Genomic DNA, 17,013 nt, shown 5'->3' with positions numbered 1-17,013 from the left:
GAAATCAGATGATGGTATAGCCGCCGTCGACCAGAAGGTCGGCGCCGTTGATCATATCCGCCCCATTGGAGGCAAGGAAAACCGCAGCCGCCGCGATTTCCTGCGGATAGGCGAAGCGCCCGGCGGGGATGCGCGCCTTGGCGGCCTCGCCCTTCTCGCCGCTCCAGGCCTTGCGGCCGAGATCGGTCAGCACGATCGTCGGCGAGATCGTGTTCACGCAAATGCCGTGCTTGCCCCATTCGGCGGCAAGCGTCTTGGACAGGCCGATGACGCCGAACTTGGAGGCGCAATAGGCCGCGTGCTCGTCGATCGCGACCGTGCCGGCCTGCGAGGCGAGATTGACGATCTTGCCGCCCTTGCCGGCTGCGATCATCGCGCGGCCGACCGCCTGCGCCACGAGGAAGGTGCCCTTGAGATTGATCGCGATGGTCTTGTCCCAAGCGTCGAGCGAGAGGCTTTCGGCCGGGGCGAGCGCGACGATGCCGGCGCTGTTGACGGCAATGTCGATGCGCCCGAACGCTTGGAGCACGCCCTGAACCGCCGCTTCGACGGAGGCGGCGTCGGACACGTCGCAGCGGAAGGCTTTCGCGCCGTTGTCGAGCGACGCGGCCTTGGCTTCGGCGGCTTCCGCCTGGATGTCGAGAACGGCGACCTGCGCCCCCTTCTGGGCATAGGCTTCCGCGATCGCCGCGCCGATGCCGGAGCTGCCGCCCGTGACGAGCGCGACCTTGCCGGCCAGCGAGAAGTTCAAATCCACCTGCGGCGTGACTTCGCTCATGACGCCTTTCCTTCGATGTTCGATTGCGCTGACGGAAGACTTTCAGCCTTCGGCCTGTCGGGAGACGCCCGCACCGGGGGAGGAACCGGATGGGAGGAGAAAGGCGGGCGTCGCCCCATAGCCCGGGATGGGGGAGCGGCCGACGAGCCGGCCGCTCCCCGTTCGGTGATTACTTGCGGGATTCCAGAAGCTTGTCGGCGTTCTCGAGCGTCACCGGCGTCCAGGGCACGAGATAGGTCTTGTCCTTGCCATCGTCCCACTTCATCGAGGGATATTGCTGCCAGATCGGCGATTCCGGCTTGTAGTCCGGCTTCACGGCCTTGATGGCGACGTCGAGCGCGCCCTGCGCCTGCGCGTTCGCGTCCTGCAGGATGGAGGCCATCTCGCCCCGCTTCACGGCGTTGATCGCGTCCGTCACGCCGTCGATGCCGGCGATGGCGAAGTCGGAGACCTTGAGGTTCGCGGCCTTGATCGCCTCGATCGCGCCGAGCGCCATCTCGTCGTTCTGGCCGATGACGCCCTGGATCTGGCCGGGATGCGAGGTCAGCCAGTTTTCCATGAGGGTCTGGGCTTCGGCGCGCGACCAGTTGGCCGTCTGCTGCTCCAGAACCTTCACGTCCGGGCAGGCGGCCAGCGCCTTCTCGTTGCCTTCGAGGCGCTGGATCTGGCCGGACTGGCCGATCGGGCCTTCGATGATCACGACATTGCCCTTGCAGCCCATCTTGTCGAGAACGGACTTGGCTTCCAGCTCGCCGGCCTCGACGTCGTTGGAGCCGACATAGGAGGTCAGGAGGTCCGAGTTGACGCGGGCGTTGGAGCCGACGACCGGGATGCCGGCGTCATGAGCGGCCTGCACGGCGGCGGCACCCGCCTCGATGTCCATCGGCACGAAGATGATCGCATTGTATTTCTGCGTGATCATCGTGTTGAACTGCTCCTGCTGGACCAGCGCATCATAGCGGCCGTCGAAGATCGTGACTTCGACTTCGCCCTTCTGAACGGCCGGATGCTTCTGCAGAGCGGCGGTCCAGATCTGCATGAACTCGGCGTTGAGACCGTAGACGGTCGCGCCGATCTTCAGCTTTTCCTGGGCCATCGCCGAGGGCGCGTAGAGCGCCGAGGCCATGGCGAAGGCGAGCATGAGCTTCTTCATGGGGTGTTCCCTCCCTGTAGGATGTAGGCGGGAGCGCCAGGATGGTGCTCCGTTGGGCTGGGCCGACTCCTCCGCCGGCCAAGAGACTACGCGTGTCAGGCGGAGTGCTTGCGCGTCTGGTCCAGCATCACCGCGCCGACGATCAAGGCGCCCTTCAGGATCTGCTGGTAGTAGGACTGGATGCCGAGGAGATCGAGGCCGTTGTTCATGACGCCGATGATAAGCGCGCCGATCAGCGTTCCGGTGACACGTCCGACGCCGCCCGAGAGCGAGGTGCCGCCGATCACCACGGCCGCGATCGCATCCAGCTCATAGGCGACGCCCGCTTGCGGCAGGGCCGAGCCCGTGCGCGCCGAAAGGATCATGCCGGCGAGACCCGAGAGAGCGCCCGAGATGACATAGACGAGGAAGCGAATGCGCGTGACATCGATGCCCGACGTCTTGGCGGCGTGCGGATTGCCGCCGACGGCGTAGATGTAGCGGCCGAACCGGGTGCGTGAGAGAACCCACCAGGACAGGATGAAGACGCCGGCGAGGATCACGACGGGCATAGGAATGCCGAGCACATTGCCCGTACCGATGACGCGGAAGTCGGGCACGAGGCCCGGCACCGGGCGGCCATTGCCATAGATCAGCGTCGCGCCGCGCGCCGCCGACAACATGCCGAGCGTCGCCACGAAAGCCGGCACCGAGAAGCGCGAGACGATCACGCCGACGATCGAGCCCGACAGGACGCCGACGAGAATGCCGGCCGCCAGCGCCAGGGCCACGGGATAAGGGCCGCCCGCGACGCCCGCCGGCGAGGTGGTGGCAAGGCTCGCGCTCACCATGCCGGCCAGCGCCACGACCGAGCCGACCGAAAGGTCGATGCCGCGCGTCAGGATGACGAAGGTCATGCCGATGGCCAGAATGCCGTTGATCGACGTCTGAAGCAGAACGTTCGAGATATTGCCGGCCGTCAGGAAATATTCGTTCGAGAAGGCGAGCACCGCCACGAGAACGAGGAAGGCGATGAAGATCCCGTATTCCTGGATCAGGAGCCGGCGGCGCTCCGAGCCGAGCCAGCCGGTGGCGGGCTTCATACCGATGTCAGACAACGCTGTTCTCCCGGTGCGTTCGAGACGTTTTTCGAGGCGCGAAGCGCGAGGCTCACGAAGCGCGAGGCTCAGGTCGACAGATGGACGAGCGACTGGGCGCTGGCTTCCGCGCGCGGCAGGATGCCGGCGGCGCGCCCGCCGCGCATCACCATGATGCGGTCGGACATGCCCAGCACCTCGTCGATCTCCGAGGAGATCATGACGACCGTGCCGCCCGACGCCGCGAAGTCGCAGATGACGCGGTAGATCTCGCGCTTGGCGCCGACATCGACGCCGCGCGTCGGCTCATCCAGAAGCAGAAGGCGCGGATTGCGCAGGAACCACTTGCCGAGCACGACCTTCTGCTGGTTTCCGCCCGAGAGACCCGAGACCGGCATCGTGTCGCGCGCGGCCTTGATAGAGAAGCGTTCGATCATGGCCCGGCTCGCCTCCATCTCGGCCTTGCCGCGCATGACGAAGCCGGGGCTCATTTCGGGCAGGCTGGCCAGCGCGATGTTGGAGCGCACGGAGTCCGAGAGGTTCAGGCCGGTCTGCTTGCGATCCTCGGTCACGAGGGCGATGCCCTCGCGCATCGCGTCGCGCGGGCCGGAGATCGAGACCGGCGCGCCCTCGACGCGGATTTGCCCCTCGCGCTTGGGATCGAGACCGAAGATGCAGTCGAAAATCTCGGTGCGGCCCGAGCCCATCAGGCCATAGATGCCGAAGATTTCTCCCTTGCGCACGGAGAAGGAAATGTCCTCGATCCGGCCGGGACTCGACAGGCTCTCGACCTCCAGACCGACCTCTTCGGTCGGCGCGTTGGTCTTGATATATTCCTCGCCGAGCTCACGGCCGACGATCATGCGGATCAGCGAGGGGCGATCGGTCTCGGCGAGCTTGCCGCTCGCGACATAGGCCCCATCGCGAAACACCGTATAGCTGTCGGCGATCTGGAAGATCTCGGACAGGCGGTGCGAGACATAGACGATGCCGCGCCCCTGCGCCTTCAGCCGCTCGATGGCGGAGAAAAGCTGCTGCGCCTCGCGCTCGCCGATGGCTGAGGTCGGCTCGTCCATGAAGATGACATCGGCGTCGTGACTCAGCGCCTTGGCGATCTCGACCAACTGCATCTGCGCAACCGTCAGCGTCTGCATGGTCTGGTTGGCGCGAATGTCGAAGCCGAGCCCACCCAGAAGGCTCTGCGCATTGCGGTTCATGGCGCGAAAGTCGATGCCGCCGAAACGGCCCGAGGGCTCGCGGCCGAGATAGATATTCTCGGCCACCGTCATGAAGGGAACGGGGCTCAGCTCTTGCTCGATGATGGCGATGCCGGCCGCCAGCGCCTCGGCGGGGCTCGAAAACTCGACCTCGCGCTCGCCGCGCCAGATCGTGCCGCCGTCGCGCTGGTGGATGCCCATCAGGATGGAAAGAAAGGTGGATTTGCCCGCGCCATTGCCGCCGCAGAGCGCGTGAACGGAACCGGGGGCCAGCTCGAAGCGGCCGTCCTTCAGGGCCGCAACGCCGCCGAACGACTTGCGCAAGCCCTCAACCCGCAGAAGCGGTGTCGACATGGCATTCCTCCCGAAAGCGAAGCTTCTGCCCAGCCGCGCCTTCCTCCTCCCCACCGACTCCCCTCGGTGTTCATATGACTTTTTTCAGACATCACTCGACATATGTCAACTGCGACTTTCGCCGTCGCGGATGTTTCTTGACGCGGCCTACCCTTACAGGCGAACCAGCGTGAGGGAAGCTGTCATCGGGACGACACGCTGCGCGCGTAGAGGCGAGCCCTTCCCGGCGCGGAGCCGGATCGAAGCCTCCGGACCCCAAGCCATGACCCAAGACGCCAACCGCCAGTCCACCGGCGGACCGGATTCCGTTTTCATCCTGGTCAGCCTCTTCGCCGTGGCGCTCGCCAGCGCCTCGCTCGCGACCTTTATGGGCTTCCATATCGTGGAGGATCTGCACCAGCCGCCCTGGGCGATGAGCCTCTACGCGGCCGTGGCGACGCTGGTGACCGTGGGCGCGAACCGCTTCTGCGGCGAGAGGATCGATGGGGGCGCACGCATCGCGCGACTCGTCTCCGCCGCCAATGCCTTGCGCCTGCTCGGCGTCGTCGTTCTGGTGCTGCCGCATGGCTTCCCGGCCCTTCTGGTCCTCGCCGCCCCCCTTTTGGCGCTCGGCAATTCGGCGACCTCCAGCCTCTATTCCTTCGGTCGCCTTTATGCCGAACGGGAGGGCCTCGACGCGGCGCGATACAACACGCGCCTTCGCACCATGACCTCGCTCGGCTGGATGATCGGCCCGGCGCTCGCCTTCGGTGCAGCCGATCGATGGGGAAGCGCTGTCGTGTTCGAGGGAGGCGCGCTGCTCTGCGCCCTCTCCCTCGGCCTTGGCTGGATCTGTCTGCCAACAGGCTTTCGCAAGATCGTAGCCTTGAAGGAGAGCGGGGGTGCGTCACAGGCCGAAGACGAAGCGCCGAACCCGGCGCTCTGGCTCGCAGCCGGCGCCTGTCTTCTGTTTTCGGTTTCGCATGTTCTCTGCACGGCGGCGCTGCCGCTGTTCTATGTCCGGGAAGCGGGCCTGCCGACCTATGCGCCGGGCCTGTCCTTTGCGGTGAAATGCTTCATGGAGGTTTTGGTCATTCTGGCCAGCGCACCTCTCTTGCGGCGGATCGGCGCACGGCGCTGCCTGGTTCTTTCCGCAGGTCTCGGCATCCTCGCCTATGGGGTGTTGGCCCAGACCCGCTCGATCCCCCATCTCGTGCTCGGCGCGGCTCTGGAGGGGCTTTATTACGGCGTGTTCGCGGGCGTCAGCGCCAGTTTCGTGCAGGGCTTCGCGCGCGGGCGAATCGGCCGGGCGACCTCGCTTTACATGAACTCGCTCTTCGTCGGCGGGCTGATGGCCTCGGCTCTGCTCGGCGGGCTCGCCAGCCTTTTCGACTTTCGAACCGCCATTCTCTCGGCGACCGGCATGATGGCAGCCGCCGCCGTGCTGCTCGTCATGACGCGTCATCTCGACCGGCAATCGGATCTTTATGCCGCCGGACAGGCATAGCGGATCGGCGTCAAAGCCATCCGCTGCGGCGGAAGCGCCAGAACAGAAAGCCGGCGACCGTCAGAATGGCTGATAGCACCATGTAATAGCCGTAGCGCCAGTGAAGCTCAGGCATGTTCTCGAAATTCATGCCGTAGACGCCGGCGATGGCGGTGGGCACGGCGAGGATCGCGGCCCAGGCGGCGAGCTGTCGGGTGATCTCGCCTTGCCGGTGCTGTTCCAGAAGCGAGGACGCTTCGAGCGTCGCGGTGATGCTGTCCCGCGCGCCCTCGATGCGCGCGGAGGCGCGGCGCACGCGGCCATAGACATCGCTGAAATAGGGGCGCACGTCCTCATCCAGGCTTTTCAGCGCCAGATGGGTCAGACGCTCCAGCATCTCCTCCATCGGCCCCATGATGCGCCCGAAGCGGGCCAGCTCGCGGCGGATGGCGAAGAGCCGGTTGATCTCGGCGCGCGTCAGAAACGTGTCGAGCGCCTGCCGCTCCATGTCGAACAGGTCTTCCTCGATCGATTCCAGAACCGGCTCGTAATTGGCGACCACGAAGTCGAGAACACCGTAAAGCACGTAATCGACACCATATCGCAGGAGCAAGGGCGAGGCTTCCAGCTTGGCGCGCAGAGGCTTGTGATCGCTGTGCGAGCCCGTGCGGATCGTGACGATCACATCGTCGCAGACGAAGATCGACGTATTGCCGTAGCGGATATGGTCGCCCTCGCGCATCGCCGTGCGCGCCACGAGGAACAGATCGCGATCGTAGACTTCGAGCTTCGGGCGCACATGGGGCTGGCGCGCATCCTCCAGCGCTAAGGGATGAAGATCGAAACACCGGCCGATCGCCTCCATCTCGGCTTCCGTCGGATCGGCAATGCCGATCCAGATGAAGCTGCCGGGCTCGCGCCGGGGAAGCGGCTCGAAGAGCGAGACCTCGCGAACCCGCTCTCCATCCCGATATTCGAAGCCGGCAACAACGGTCATGGAGCTCTTTCAACGGGAAATCAGCGCGCGCCGCTGGAGGGTTTCATCGCGAGACGGTTCGGCCCGCCCGGCAGATATAGCCGGGAGAGCCGAAGAGACGATGACGGAGGGTTCCTTTGTCAGGCGCTCATGCGCTCGAAGCCCTTCTGCGGATCGGTTTCGCCGAGATCCAGTTCGAAGCCGGAACGCTGAGCCGAAGGCTGCGGGGTCCGCTCAGGGCGCGAGGTGGCGAAGCGACCGACCTGCGACTGGAGCGTGCGGGCGTCTCCGGCTGCCACCGGTCGGGCGACCGGCGCGTCGAGGACCACGGACATCGGGGCTGCCGGGCGGTCGCGCTGACCGGTCAGCTGGAAGTAGCTGACGCGATCGGCCAGACGGCGGGCCTCGGCGGCGAGCTGTTCGGCCGTTGCCGACATTTCGTTGGCCGCGCTGGCGTTCTGCTGCGTGACCTGATCGAGGGACTGGATGGCGACGCTGGTCTGCTGCGCGATCTGGTCGATCTGCGTGGCCGAATTGCTGACCTGCTGCGTGACCTGATCGAGCTGCTGGATCGCTTGATTGATCTGCTCGGCACCCGAATTCTGCTCACGGCAGGCCGCGGAGATTTCGGCCACGAGATCGGCCGTGCGCTGGATGTCGGGAACGAGTTGCTCCAGCATTCGACCGGCCTCTTCCGAGACGTGCAGCGTCGAGGTCGAGAGCGAGCTGATCTCGCTCGCGGCGGCCTGACTGCGCTCGGCGAGCTTGCGCACTTCGGAGGCGACCACCGCGAAGCCCTTGCCATGGGCACCGGCGCGGGCGGCTTCGATCGCGGCGTTCAGAGCGAGAAGGTCGGTCTGACGGGCGATTTCCTGAACGATGCGGATCTTCTCGGCGATGGTGCGCATGGCGTCGACGGAGTTGGCGACGGCGACGCCGCTCTTCTGCGCGTTCTGCGAGGCGTTCCCGGCGATCTTGGCCGTGGCGCCGGCATTTTCAGCGTTCTGGCGGATATTGGCCGCCATTTCTTCCATGGCCGAGGAGGCCTGTTCCATCGCGGCCGCCTGTTCGGTGGCGCCTTGGCTCAGCTGCTGCGTAGAGGCGGCCTGCTCGTTCGCGCCCTGGCCGATCTGCTCGGTCGAAGCGGCCTGCTCGCTGGCGCCCTGGCTCAGCTGCTCGGCGGTCATGGCCGACTGACGGGCACCGGCCGCGACCTGGCTGGACGAGTTGATGACGTCGGAGACGATCTCGCTCAGCTTGTCGGACATGCCGTTCATGGCCAGCTGGAGATCGCCGATCTCGTCGCGCGTGGTGATCGCCGCGCGTTGCGTCAGGTCGCCGGAACCGATCGCCTCGGCCAGAGCCACGGACTTGGAAAGGCCCCGCGAAATCGAAAGCGAGATCCAGACGGCGGCAGCGGCCCCCACGAGCACAGCGCCGATGATGAGCGCGATCAGATCGAAGCGGATGGTGTCATAGGAGGTCTGAGCCTGCGCCGACACCTCGACAGCGGTGTCCGCCAACTGGTGGTTCAACTGCTGAACGAAGGTCGACAGCTTGTCGGCGGTGGGCGTCAACTGGTTCTCCAGAATGTTCTGGGCCTTCGCAAAGTCGTTGACGACGCCGATTTCGGCCTGCTGCTTCAGAATGTCGGCAGCCGACGCCCATTCGGACTTCATCCCCGCGAGGGTCGAGGCGTAGCTCGCCGGCATGATGCCTGCCAGCTCGTCGATCTGCGCTGCGATCGTGTCCGCGCTCTTGTTCACCAGAGCGGCGGAGGCCCTGATCTGCGCGTCGTCGGACAGAATTACGGCCGAAACGGCTGCCATGCGGGCCGAGGCGATAGCGCTTGCCAGATCGTCCAAACGCTGCGACTGGGCCAGGGCGTTGTCACGACGCAGGCTGTCCCGCATCCCGGCGATCTCGCCGATGATCGGATCGACCGCCTTCTGCGTTTCCAGGATCGTCGTGTTGCCGGCTTCGAGATTGGCCTTTTCGAGCTGCATCATCGAGGCGTCGGCGGCCTTGCGGAAGTCATCGACCAACGCATGAAACTGCGTGACACTCTCGCGATCGTTGCCCGTCGTGGCGGCTTCGAAATGTTTGAGCGAGGTCTCGATCGTGCTCCAGTTCTGCGCGACAGCCGCCTTATAGGCGTCGATCATGGCGCGGTCGCTCGACAGAAGGATGCGAAGCGTGAGGCGACGCGTGTCGGTCACCGCCTTCGCCACCTCCATACCGCTTTGGACCTGGATGAAAGGTCCGGTGGTGAAGCTCGTCATGGCGGCATTGGTCTGCCTTAGACCAGCAACCGCCATGTAACCGCTGGCTCCCAGCAGCAACAGCACGCCGCCGAACGCTCCGGCAAGCTTTGCCTTGATCGTCATACGCATAGAATAAACCCCACGACACAGCCATTGACGTCACGGCAACGACGGACACGTTGCGACGAACACAAATTCGCAATGTTCCATTCATTCGAATGGAATTCTCGCGATCTCAGAACAAAAACCATAAGTGATACTGACAATAAGAAGCGCATTAGCACTTCTTCTAATCAATTCTGATTATAACTTGAGGGAAACTCCTTGCTGACGGGCTAACACCTTCGGGATGTTCCCTCACTTTTCCCGTTCTCAGCCAAGAGGGGCAACAAAGGGTAAATCTAACCCAAGGGCGGCGACGCCGGGCCTCGTACCAACTTCGGCACAACGGCAAACGGCCCATGTCGGATTGATCCGACATGGGCCGTTTGGACTGTTCGCGACGCTGCTTGAGAGCGGCTGGGCTTTAGTGGCCTCCGACTTCCGCCACCGTCCGCGCCGCGCCGATGGCGAGCAGCCCCGCCAATTCGCGCGTGACTTCCTCCCGGAAATGCGGATCGTGCGTCAGGTCCGCGCCGAAGACTTCCGGGAACTGGAAATAGGCCTCGACCAGCGCCTCCGCCGTGCGCTTGTCGGTGGTCGCTTCGGCAAAACGCGCCGCCAGCGGATCGCGCACGTCGATCGGCTGGCCATGCTCGTCATGCCCGGTGGCATAGACCATCCAAGCCGCGACGCCGAGCGCCAGACGCTCGAAGCCCGCGCCCGCCTTCAGCCGGTCGCGGATCGTGCCGAGAAGCCGCTGCGGCAGCTTCTGTGAGCCGTCCATGGCGATCTGCCATGTGCGATGGCGCAGCGCCGGGTTGCGGAAGCGCTCCAGAAGCGCGGCGCGATAGGCGGTGAGATCGAAGCCCGGAAGGCTCGGCAGGGTCGGCGTGACCTCCTCGCGCATCATGGCTTCCAGTAGCTCGGCGAAGCCCGGCGCGGCCATGGCGTCGGCGACCGTCTCATGGCCCGAGAGGTAGCCGAGATACGCGAGCGTCGAATGCGAGCCATTGAGAAGGCGGAGTTTCATCAGCTCGAAGGGCTCGACTTCGCTCGCGAAGGTCGCGCCGCCCAGCTCCCATTGCGGACGCCCAGTGGGGAAATGATCCTCCACCACCCATTGGGTGAAGGGCTCGGCCATGACGGGCCAGGAATCCTCGACGCCGAGCGCCTCAGCCACCAGCGCGCGATCGGCGTCGGTGGTGGCCGGCACGATGCGGTCCACCATGGTGCAGGGGAAGGCCACATGCTCGCGGACCCAGGCGCCGAGTTCGGCATCCCGCAGTTCGGCAAAGCGTGTGACGACCTTGGCGACCGTGCGCCCGTTGGACGGGAGATTGTCGCAGGACAGAACCGTGAAGGGCTGCAAGCCGGCGCGGCGACGGCGATCCAGCGCCTCGACGAGGAAGCCGATCGCGGTCTGGGGCTTGGTTGGCTCAGCCAGATCATGAACGATACCGGGATGGGCCTCGTCGAGTTCGCCCGTCGCCGGCTTGTGGCAATAGCCCTTTTCGGTCACCGTCAAGGAGACGATGCGCGTGTCCGGCGCCGCCATGAGGGCAAGGACGGCTTCGGGGTCTTCCGGCGCGACGAGGCTCTGGAGGATCGCGCCGATCACCTCGAAGCGATCGCCCTCAGCGCCGCGCACGGCCACGGTATAGAGCCCGTCCTGCGGTTCCAGCGCATCGCGCGTGTCGGGGCTGCGCAGCGACACGCCGGCAATGCCCCAGCGCAGATCGCCCGAGGCGAGCACCGCTTCCGTCATCACGGCCTGATGGGCGCGGTGGAACGCCCCGAGGCCGAGATGGACGATACCGACCTTCACGTCCGTGCGGTTATAGGCGGGGCGCTGGACGCTGGACGGAAGGTTCGCGAGAGCGGTCTCGGACAGGCGGGTCATGTCGGGTTTCCCTTGGGCCTCACGATGGGGCCGGCGCTCAATGCGCCGGCTGGGACTGCTTGGCTCTAGCCACGATCTGCGTCGGATTGACGAATCGCAGGGCGAGCACGAGCCAGAAGAGTGTCGTGACCATATAGACCACGGCCATGGCGTCGATCGACTGCGAGGCGCGCACGCCGGACGCAAAGACCGCGTAATAGAGCGAGACGACCAGCGTCTGGCTTGTCGGCCCGGCCACGAGGAAGGTCAGCTCGAACATGGCGATGGTGCGCACCAGCACCAGAAGCAGCGCGGCCAGCATGCCCGGCAGCAGAAGTGGCAGGAGAATGCGCAGGAAGAGGCTCCCCGTGCCGGCCCCGAAGACGCGCGCGGCCGCCTCCACGCGCGGGTCGATCTGCTCGATGAAGGGGATCATGACGAGCACCACGAAGGGGATCGAGGGCACGAGATTGATGATCACCACGCCCCAGAAGGAGCCGCCGAGCCCGACCTGATAAAGCAGCGTCGCCAGCGGAATGCCGTAGGTGAGCGGGGGCACCAGAAGCGGCAGCAGGAACAAGAGGATGGCGAAGCGCTTGCCCGGAAAGTCCCGCCGCGCCAAGGCATAGGCCGTGGTGATGCCGATGAGGCCGGACAGGATCGTGACCAGAAACACGACCTGGAAGGTGACGAGGAGAACGTCGGTCAGCTGGAATTCGCGCCAAGCGGAGAAGTACCAGCGCGTGGTGAAGTCCACCGGCAGCCAGGTGCCGAGCCAGCGCGTCGCCAGCGAGTTCGTCACCACGGTGGCGATGACGCCGAGGAGATTGAGCACGAAGAGGATGGTGACGGCCCAGACGGCCGTTCGCCAGAGTTTGGAGCCGATGCCACGGTCGCGGATCATGGGGTCAGCCTTTCGTTCCGCCGGCGGGGCCGCGATAGAAGAGACCACGGATGCCGAGCACCAGAAGCACCACGGCGAGCTGCACCAGCCCCATGATGATGGCGATGGCCGAGCCGAGCGAGTGATTGTATTCCTCGAAGGCCGCCGAATAGGCCGCGATCGAAATGACGCGCGTCGCCCCCGCCGGCGCGCCGAGCAGCACCGCCGAGGGGAAGACGGCAAAGGCCTGCACGAAGGCGAGGCAGAAGGTGACGGCAAGGCCCGGCACCAGAAGCGGCAGGAAGACTCTCGTGAAGCGCCGCCGCGCATTGGCCCCGAGCGTCGCCGCCGCCTGCTCGATCGCCGGGTCGATGCCCGACACATAGGAGAGCGTCAGGAGGAAGGCGAAGGGAAAGCCGGTGATGAGCAGCGAGGCGAAGACGCCCCAGTAATTGTTGGTGAGGCGGATCGGCGTGTCGAGAAGCCCGATGAAGATCAGCGTTCGATTGAACCAGCCCTGCGGCCCGAGGAAGTTCAGGAGCCCTTCGGCCACCAGAACCGTGCCGAGCGTGATGGGGAGAACGAGAAGCGTCGTGAGCAGCCGCTGTCGGCGCATGAGGCGCACGCGAAAGGCGATGGGCACGGCGAGCGCGAGGTTGAGCAGCGTCACCGGCAGGGCGAGCCAGAGCGTCGCCGAGATCGTGTTGTAGAGGAACGGGTCGGAGAAGAAGCGGCGGTAATTCTCGTACCAAACGCCGTCCGCGGGGGCCAGCGAATCCACGACGCCATAGGCGAAGGGATAGATGAAGAGGGCCAGAACCGCGACGAGGCCGGGCAGGACAAGAAGCGTCGTGCCGTCGATGCCCTTGGCGGCGAGCCGCGTCTTCAGCGAGGGTCGCGCGAATGCGCGAGGGGCGGCGGAAAGGGTGGTGTCGCTCATGCCCCCTCCCCTTCGAAGACGAGGGTGTGCGCGGGGTCGAAGCGCAGCGTCACGCTCTCGCCGTTGCGCAGCGCCCCGTCGGCGCGGAAATAGACGACCGTTCCATCGGTGAGGGCTGCCGAGCCGAACCAGGCGCGGCCGCGATATTCGATGGCGCGCACGGTGCCGATGAGACCTTCGCCGCCGCGCGTGGCGACGAAATCCTCGGGCCGGGTCGAGACGGTGACCGCCGTGCCGGGCCGCAGTTTGGCCGCCGCCGGCAGGATGATGCGCCCGCTCGCGAGATCCACCGCGCCAGCCCCATCCGCCACGCGGCCGGACACGCGGGTGCGATAGCCCATGAAGTCGGCGACCTCGACATGGTTCGGCCGCTCATAAAGGTCTTCGGGCGTTCCGACCTGCCGGATCAGGCCGCCCGACATGACGACGATGCGGTCGGCCAGCGACAGCGCCTCGTCCTGATCATGCGTGACATAGATCGTGGTGGAGCCGATCGCCTCGTGGATGGCGCGGATTTCGGCGCGCATCTCCAAGCGCAGCTTGGCGTCGAGATTGGACAGCGGCTCGTCCATCAGAACGATGGGCGGGCGGATGACGATGGCACGGGCGATCGCCACGCGCTGCTGCTGACCGCCCGACAATTGTCCCGGCAGCTTGTCGCCCTGAGAGCGCAGGCGCACAAGATCGAGCGCGGCATCGATGCGGCTTTCGGCCTCCGCCTTCGGCACGCCCTGCATAGCCAAGCCGAAGCCGACATTCTTGCGGATCGTCATATGGGGAAAGAGCGCGTAGCTCTGGAACACCATGCCGAAGCCGCGCTTTTCCGGCTCCAGTTCATGGATCGGGCGCCCATCAAGGCGAATCTCGCCCCCCGTCAGCGGCAGAAGGCCGGCGATGCAGTTCAGCGCCGTGGACTTGCCGCAGCCCGATGGCCCGAGCAGCGCGATGAACTCGCCGCGCTCCACCTGGAGATCGATGCCGGCCAGCGCCTTATAGGTGCCGAAGGCGCGTTGAAGGTTCAGAAGTTCGAGCCGGCCGCCGCCGACAGGGGAAGCGGACGCGCGGCCCGAAGCCGACACGGAAGAGCTATGGGCGTTCATCGCGGGGGATCTCCGGCGTGATGGGAGAACGGCTCCGGCAACTGGGCCGGAGCGAAGGAGCGGCCGGGTCAACCGGCCGCCCGTCTCGGGGCTTCGAGCGTCAGCCCTTCTTGGCGCCGATCCGCTCGTCCCAGATGCGGAAGGCGGCAACGAGCTTGTCGGCGTCGAGCGGGGTTTCCAGCGGATTGTCGGCGATCCACTGGTCGTATTGCGGACGACCGAATTCCTTGATCGCGTCCTGGCTCTCCTGCGGCGCCATGGACAGCGGCACGTCCTTCACCGCCGGGCCGGGGTAGAAATAGCCCTGGTCATAGGCATAGGCCTGGGATTCCGGTGTCAGCATGAAGTTCATGAGGTCGAGGAGAACGGCGAGCTTCTCTTCCGACACGCCCTTCGGGACAACCATATAATGGGCGTCCGTCACCCAATGGAAGCCGGCCAGCGTGCCGACCTCGGCCTCGGTCGGAACGGTGCCGAGAACGCGGGGATTGATGTCCCAGCCCGTGGTCGAGACGACGATGTCGCGCGTGCCTTCGCCCAGCTCGCGCATGGTCTGCGTCGTGCCCGAAGCGTAATATTCGATGTTCTGGCCGAGTTCTTCGAGATAGCCCCAGGTCTTGTCCCAGCCCTTCACGGGATCGCGCGGGTCGGCGTCCTTCAGGATATAGGGAAGGCCCATCAGGAAGGTGCGGCCCGGCCCGGAATTGGAGGGGCGCGCATAGATGAACTTGTTTTTGTTGGCCTTGGTCCATGCCAGAAGCTCTTCGGCCGTCTTGGGCGGCGTCGGCACGCGGTCGGGCATGTATTCGATCAGCGGACCGGACGGGTAGTAGGACACGACGACGCCGTGATCCCTGGCCATGGCCTGCATCTTGTAGGCCTGCGGAATGTAGATGCTCTGGAGATTGGGCAGATCGGCCATATAGGGCTTGAGATCGGTCCAGATGCCCTGATCGAGGCCCGCCGACAAGGCGTCCGTGCCGGTCAGCACGAGGTCGATATCGACCCGGCCCGCGGCCTGCTGCGCCTTGAGCTTGGCGGGCAGTTCGGGCGCGGGGGCCTTGGTGAAGGCGATGCGGCTCGCCCACTCGGGCTTGGCCTGCGTGTAACGCTCCATCGCGGCCTGTGTCAGCGCCAGATTGCCGGCGACATCGGCCACCGTGATCGTGACGGGGCTCGACGGAGCCTTCAGCGCGGCGAAGGCGCGTCCGCCGAACAGCGTTGCGCCGGCCACGGCCGCCGTCGTTCCCATGAAGCGTCTGCGGTTCATGTTCATTGGTCGATCCTCCCTTTGCAACCTGCCGGTCTCCCGGCCGACAGGCCCATGTCAGATTTTGTAGGCGTCCTTGACCACACGATAGGTCAGGTCGATGGCGACCTCGCGCGCCTCGTCCTCGTCCAGCCGGCCATCGGCCACGAGCTTGGCGAGGAAGGCGCAGTCGACCCGGCGCGCCACATCGTGGCGCGCGGGGATGGACAGGAAGGCCCGCGTGTCGTCGTTGAAGCCGACCGTGTTGTAGAAGCCGGCGGTCTCGGTGACGTTCTCGCGAAAGCGCATCATGCCCTCCGGGCTGTCGTGGAACCACCAGGGCGGGCCGAGGCGCAGCGCGGGATAATGGCCGGCGAGCGGAGCCAGCTCGCGGCTATAGACGGTCTCGTCCAGCGTGAAGAGGATGATGGTGAGCCCCGCCTCGTTGCCGACGACATCGAGCATCGGGCGCAGCGCGCCGACGTAATCCGTGCGCTGCGGGATGTCCGCGCCCTTGTCGAAGCCGAAGCGCTCGAAGAGCTTGGAATTGTGGTTGCGCGAGGAGCCGGCGTGGATCTGCATGACCAGCCCGTCGTCGAGGCTCATGCGCGCCATTTCGGTGAGAATTTGGGCGCGGAAGAGTTCGTTCTCCGCCGCGCTGCCTGTGCCCGCCAGGATTTTCGAGAACAGAAGCTCGCATTCCGCCGCCGAGAGATTGGCCGTGCGGGCGGACGGATGGCCGTGATCGGTCGCCGTCGCCCCCCGCGCCTTGAAATAGGCGCGGCGGGTGCGGTGCCCGTCGAGATAGCCGGCATAGGTCTGTGGCTCGCCCGTCAGCGCAAAGAAGCGTTGCAGCGCCTCGGCAAAGCCCGGACGATCCGGGTCCACCACGGCATCGGGACGATAGGTCGGCAACACGCGGCCCCGCCAGCCGGACGCGCGCACCGCGTCGTGATGGGCGAGATCGTCGAGCGCCGAGTCCGTCGTCGCGATGGCCTCGATGTTGAAGCGCTCGTAAAGAGCGCGCGGGCGCATGGCATCGGTCTGCAGCGCATCGGCGATCCGGTCGTAGATCGCGTCGGCCGTCTGGGGCGACAGGCGCTCCTCAATGCCGAAGGTGGCTTGCAGCGAGTGCTCGAACCAGAGGCGCGAGGGCGTCCCGCGAAACAGGCGGTAATGCTCGGCGAACAAGCGCCAGATGCGCCTCGGATCCGTCTCAACCGGGGTGCCGTCCGCCGTGGGAACCCCCAGCGCCTCCAGCGGCACGCCCTGCGAATAGAGCATTCGAAAGATATAGTGATCCGGGATCACAAACAGCGCGGCGGGATCCGGGAAGCGCTCGTTCTGCGCGTACCAAGCGGGCTCGGTGTGCCCGTGCGGCGAGACGATCGGCAGGGTTTCGACCTCGGCGAAGAGCCGCCGCGCGATCGCGCGCGTGGTGTCCTCAACCGGCAGGAGCCTGTCTGGATGCAGCGCCATCGTTCCTCCCTTCGGCCGTCCCGTCCGTAAGACGGGCTCCCATTCGGCCTTGGCAGGTTCTATCAACTAGTATACTAGAATGTCAATCGCGAGACAGT

The 17,013-nt window shown here is 65.7% G+C and carries 13 protein-coding genes; 1 reads left to right on the top strand and 12 read right to left on the bottom strand.

Features of this window, described 5'->3' with window-relative positions:
• Positions 1-4 precede the first annotated feature (4 nt).
• The 4 genes from NS365_RS11270 to NS365_RS11255 form a co-directional block, all read right to left on the bottom strand.
• On the bottom strand, positions 5-778 hold the full coding sequence (locus NS365_RS11270) for an SDR family oxidoreductase (protein ID WP_058600384.1): 774 nt from the start codon (positions 776-778) through the stop codon (positions 5-7).
• Between the two features lie 169 nt (positions 779-947).
• Positions 948-1,931 carry a substrate-binding domain-containing protein gene (locus NS365_RS11265; RefSeq protein WP_058600383.1) on the bottom strand — a complete coding sequence of 328 codons (984 nt, stop codon included), beginning with the start codon at positions 1,929-1,931 and terminating at the stop codon, positions 948-950.
• Positions 1,932-2,026: 95 nt separating this feature from the next.
• Complete coding sequence (locus NS365_RS11260) at positions 2,027-3,013, bottom strand: ABC transporter permease (protein ID WP_058600382.1); 987 nt, start codon at positions 3,011-3,013, stop codon at positions 2,027-2,029.
• An 83-nt stretch (positions 3,014-3,096) separates the two neighbouring features.
• The gene (locus tag NS365_RS11255; RefSeq protein WP_058600381.1) at positions 3,097-4,578 is read right to left on the bottom strand and encodes a sugar ABC transporter ATP-binding protein; all 1,482 of its coding nucleotides are present in this window, start codon (positions 4,576-4,578) and stop codon (positions 3,097-3,099) included.
• Between the two features lie 262 nt (positions 4,579-4,840).
• On the opposite strand from NS365_RS11255, the gene NS365_RS11250 reads away from it, so the two are divergent.
• Positions 4,841-6,064 (top strand): MFS transporter, encoded by a 1,224-nt coding sequence (locus tag NS365_RS11250; protein WP_058600380.1) that lies wholly within the window; start codon positions 4,841-4,843, stop codon positions 6,062-6,064.
• 10 nt (positions 6,065-6,074) lie between these two features.
• Here the strand turns inward: NS365_RS11250 and NS365_RS11245 are convergent, their stop codons facing one another.
• The 8 genes from NS365_RS11245 to uxaC form a co-directional block, all read right to left on the bottom strand.
• On the bottom strand, positions 6,075-7,040 hold the full coding sequence (locus NS365_RS11245) for a magnesium and cobalt transport protein CorA (RefSeq protein ID WP_058600379.1): 966 nt from the start codon (positions 7,038-7,040) through the stop codon (positions 6,075-6,077).
• Positions 7,041-7,159: 119 nt separating this feature from the next.
• Positions 7,160-9,412, bottom strand: a complete 2,253-nt coding sequence (locus NS365_RS11240; RefSeq protein WP_082684561.1) for a HAMP domain-containing methyl-accepting chemotaxis protein — start codon at positions 9,410-9,412, stop codon at positions 7,160-7,162.
• 397 nt (positions 9,413-9,809) lie between these two features.
• Positions 9,810-11,285 (bottom strand): mannitol dehydrogenase family protein, encoded by a 1,476-nt coding sequence (locus NS365_RS11235; protein ID WP_058600377.1) that lies wholly within the window; start codon positions 11,283-11,285, stop codon positions 9,810-9,812.
• 37 nt (positions 11,286-11,322) lie between these two features.
• Positions 11,323-12,168, bottom strand: a complete 846-nt coding sequence (locus NS365_RS11230; RefSeq protein ID WP_058600376.1) for an ABC transporter permease — start codon at positions 12,166-12,168, stop codon at positions 11,323-11,325.
• Between the two features lie 4 nt (positions 12,169-12,172).
• Positions 12,173-13,087 (bottom strand): ABC transporter permease, encoded by a 915-nt coding sequence (locus tag NS365_RS11225; RefSeq protein WP_058600375.1) that lies wholly within the window; start codon positions 13,085-13,087, stop codon positions 12,173-12,175.
• Entirely contained in the window at positions 13,084-14,187 is a 1,104-nt protein-coding gene (locus tag NS365_RS11220; RefSeq protein ID WP_058600374.1) for an ABC transporter ATP-binding protein, read from the bottom strand. Before NS365_RS11220 ends, NS365_RS11225 begins: the two co-directional genes overlap by 4 nt.
• A 100-nt stretch (positions 14,188-14,287) precedes the next feature.
• Positions 14,288-15,463, bottom strand: a complete 1,176-nt coding sequence (locus NS365_RS11215) for an ABC transporter substrate-binding protein (protein ID WP_058600373.1) — start codon at positions 15,461-15,463, stop codon at positions 14,288-14,290.
• 51 nt (positions 15,464-15,514) lie between these two features.
• Entirely contained in the window at positions 15,515-16,915 is a 1,401-nt protein-coding gene (gene uxaC / locus NS365_RS11210; protein ID WP_058600372.1) for a glucuronate isomerase, read from the bottom strand.
• Between the last annotated feature and the right edge of the window lie 98 nt (positions 16,916-17,013).

This window comes from Aureimonas ureilytica (assembly GCF_001475935.1).
Classification (GTDB): domain Bacteria; phylum Pseudomonadota; class Alphaproteobacteria; order Rhizobiales; family Rhizobiaceae; genus Aureimonas; species Aureimonas ureilytica_A.
This window is presented reverse-complemented; position numbering and strand designations above follow the sequence as displayed.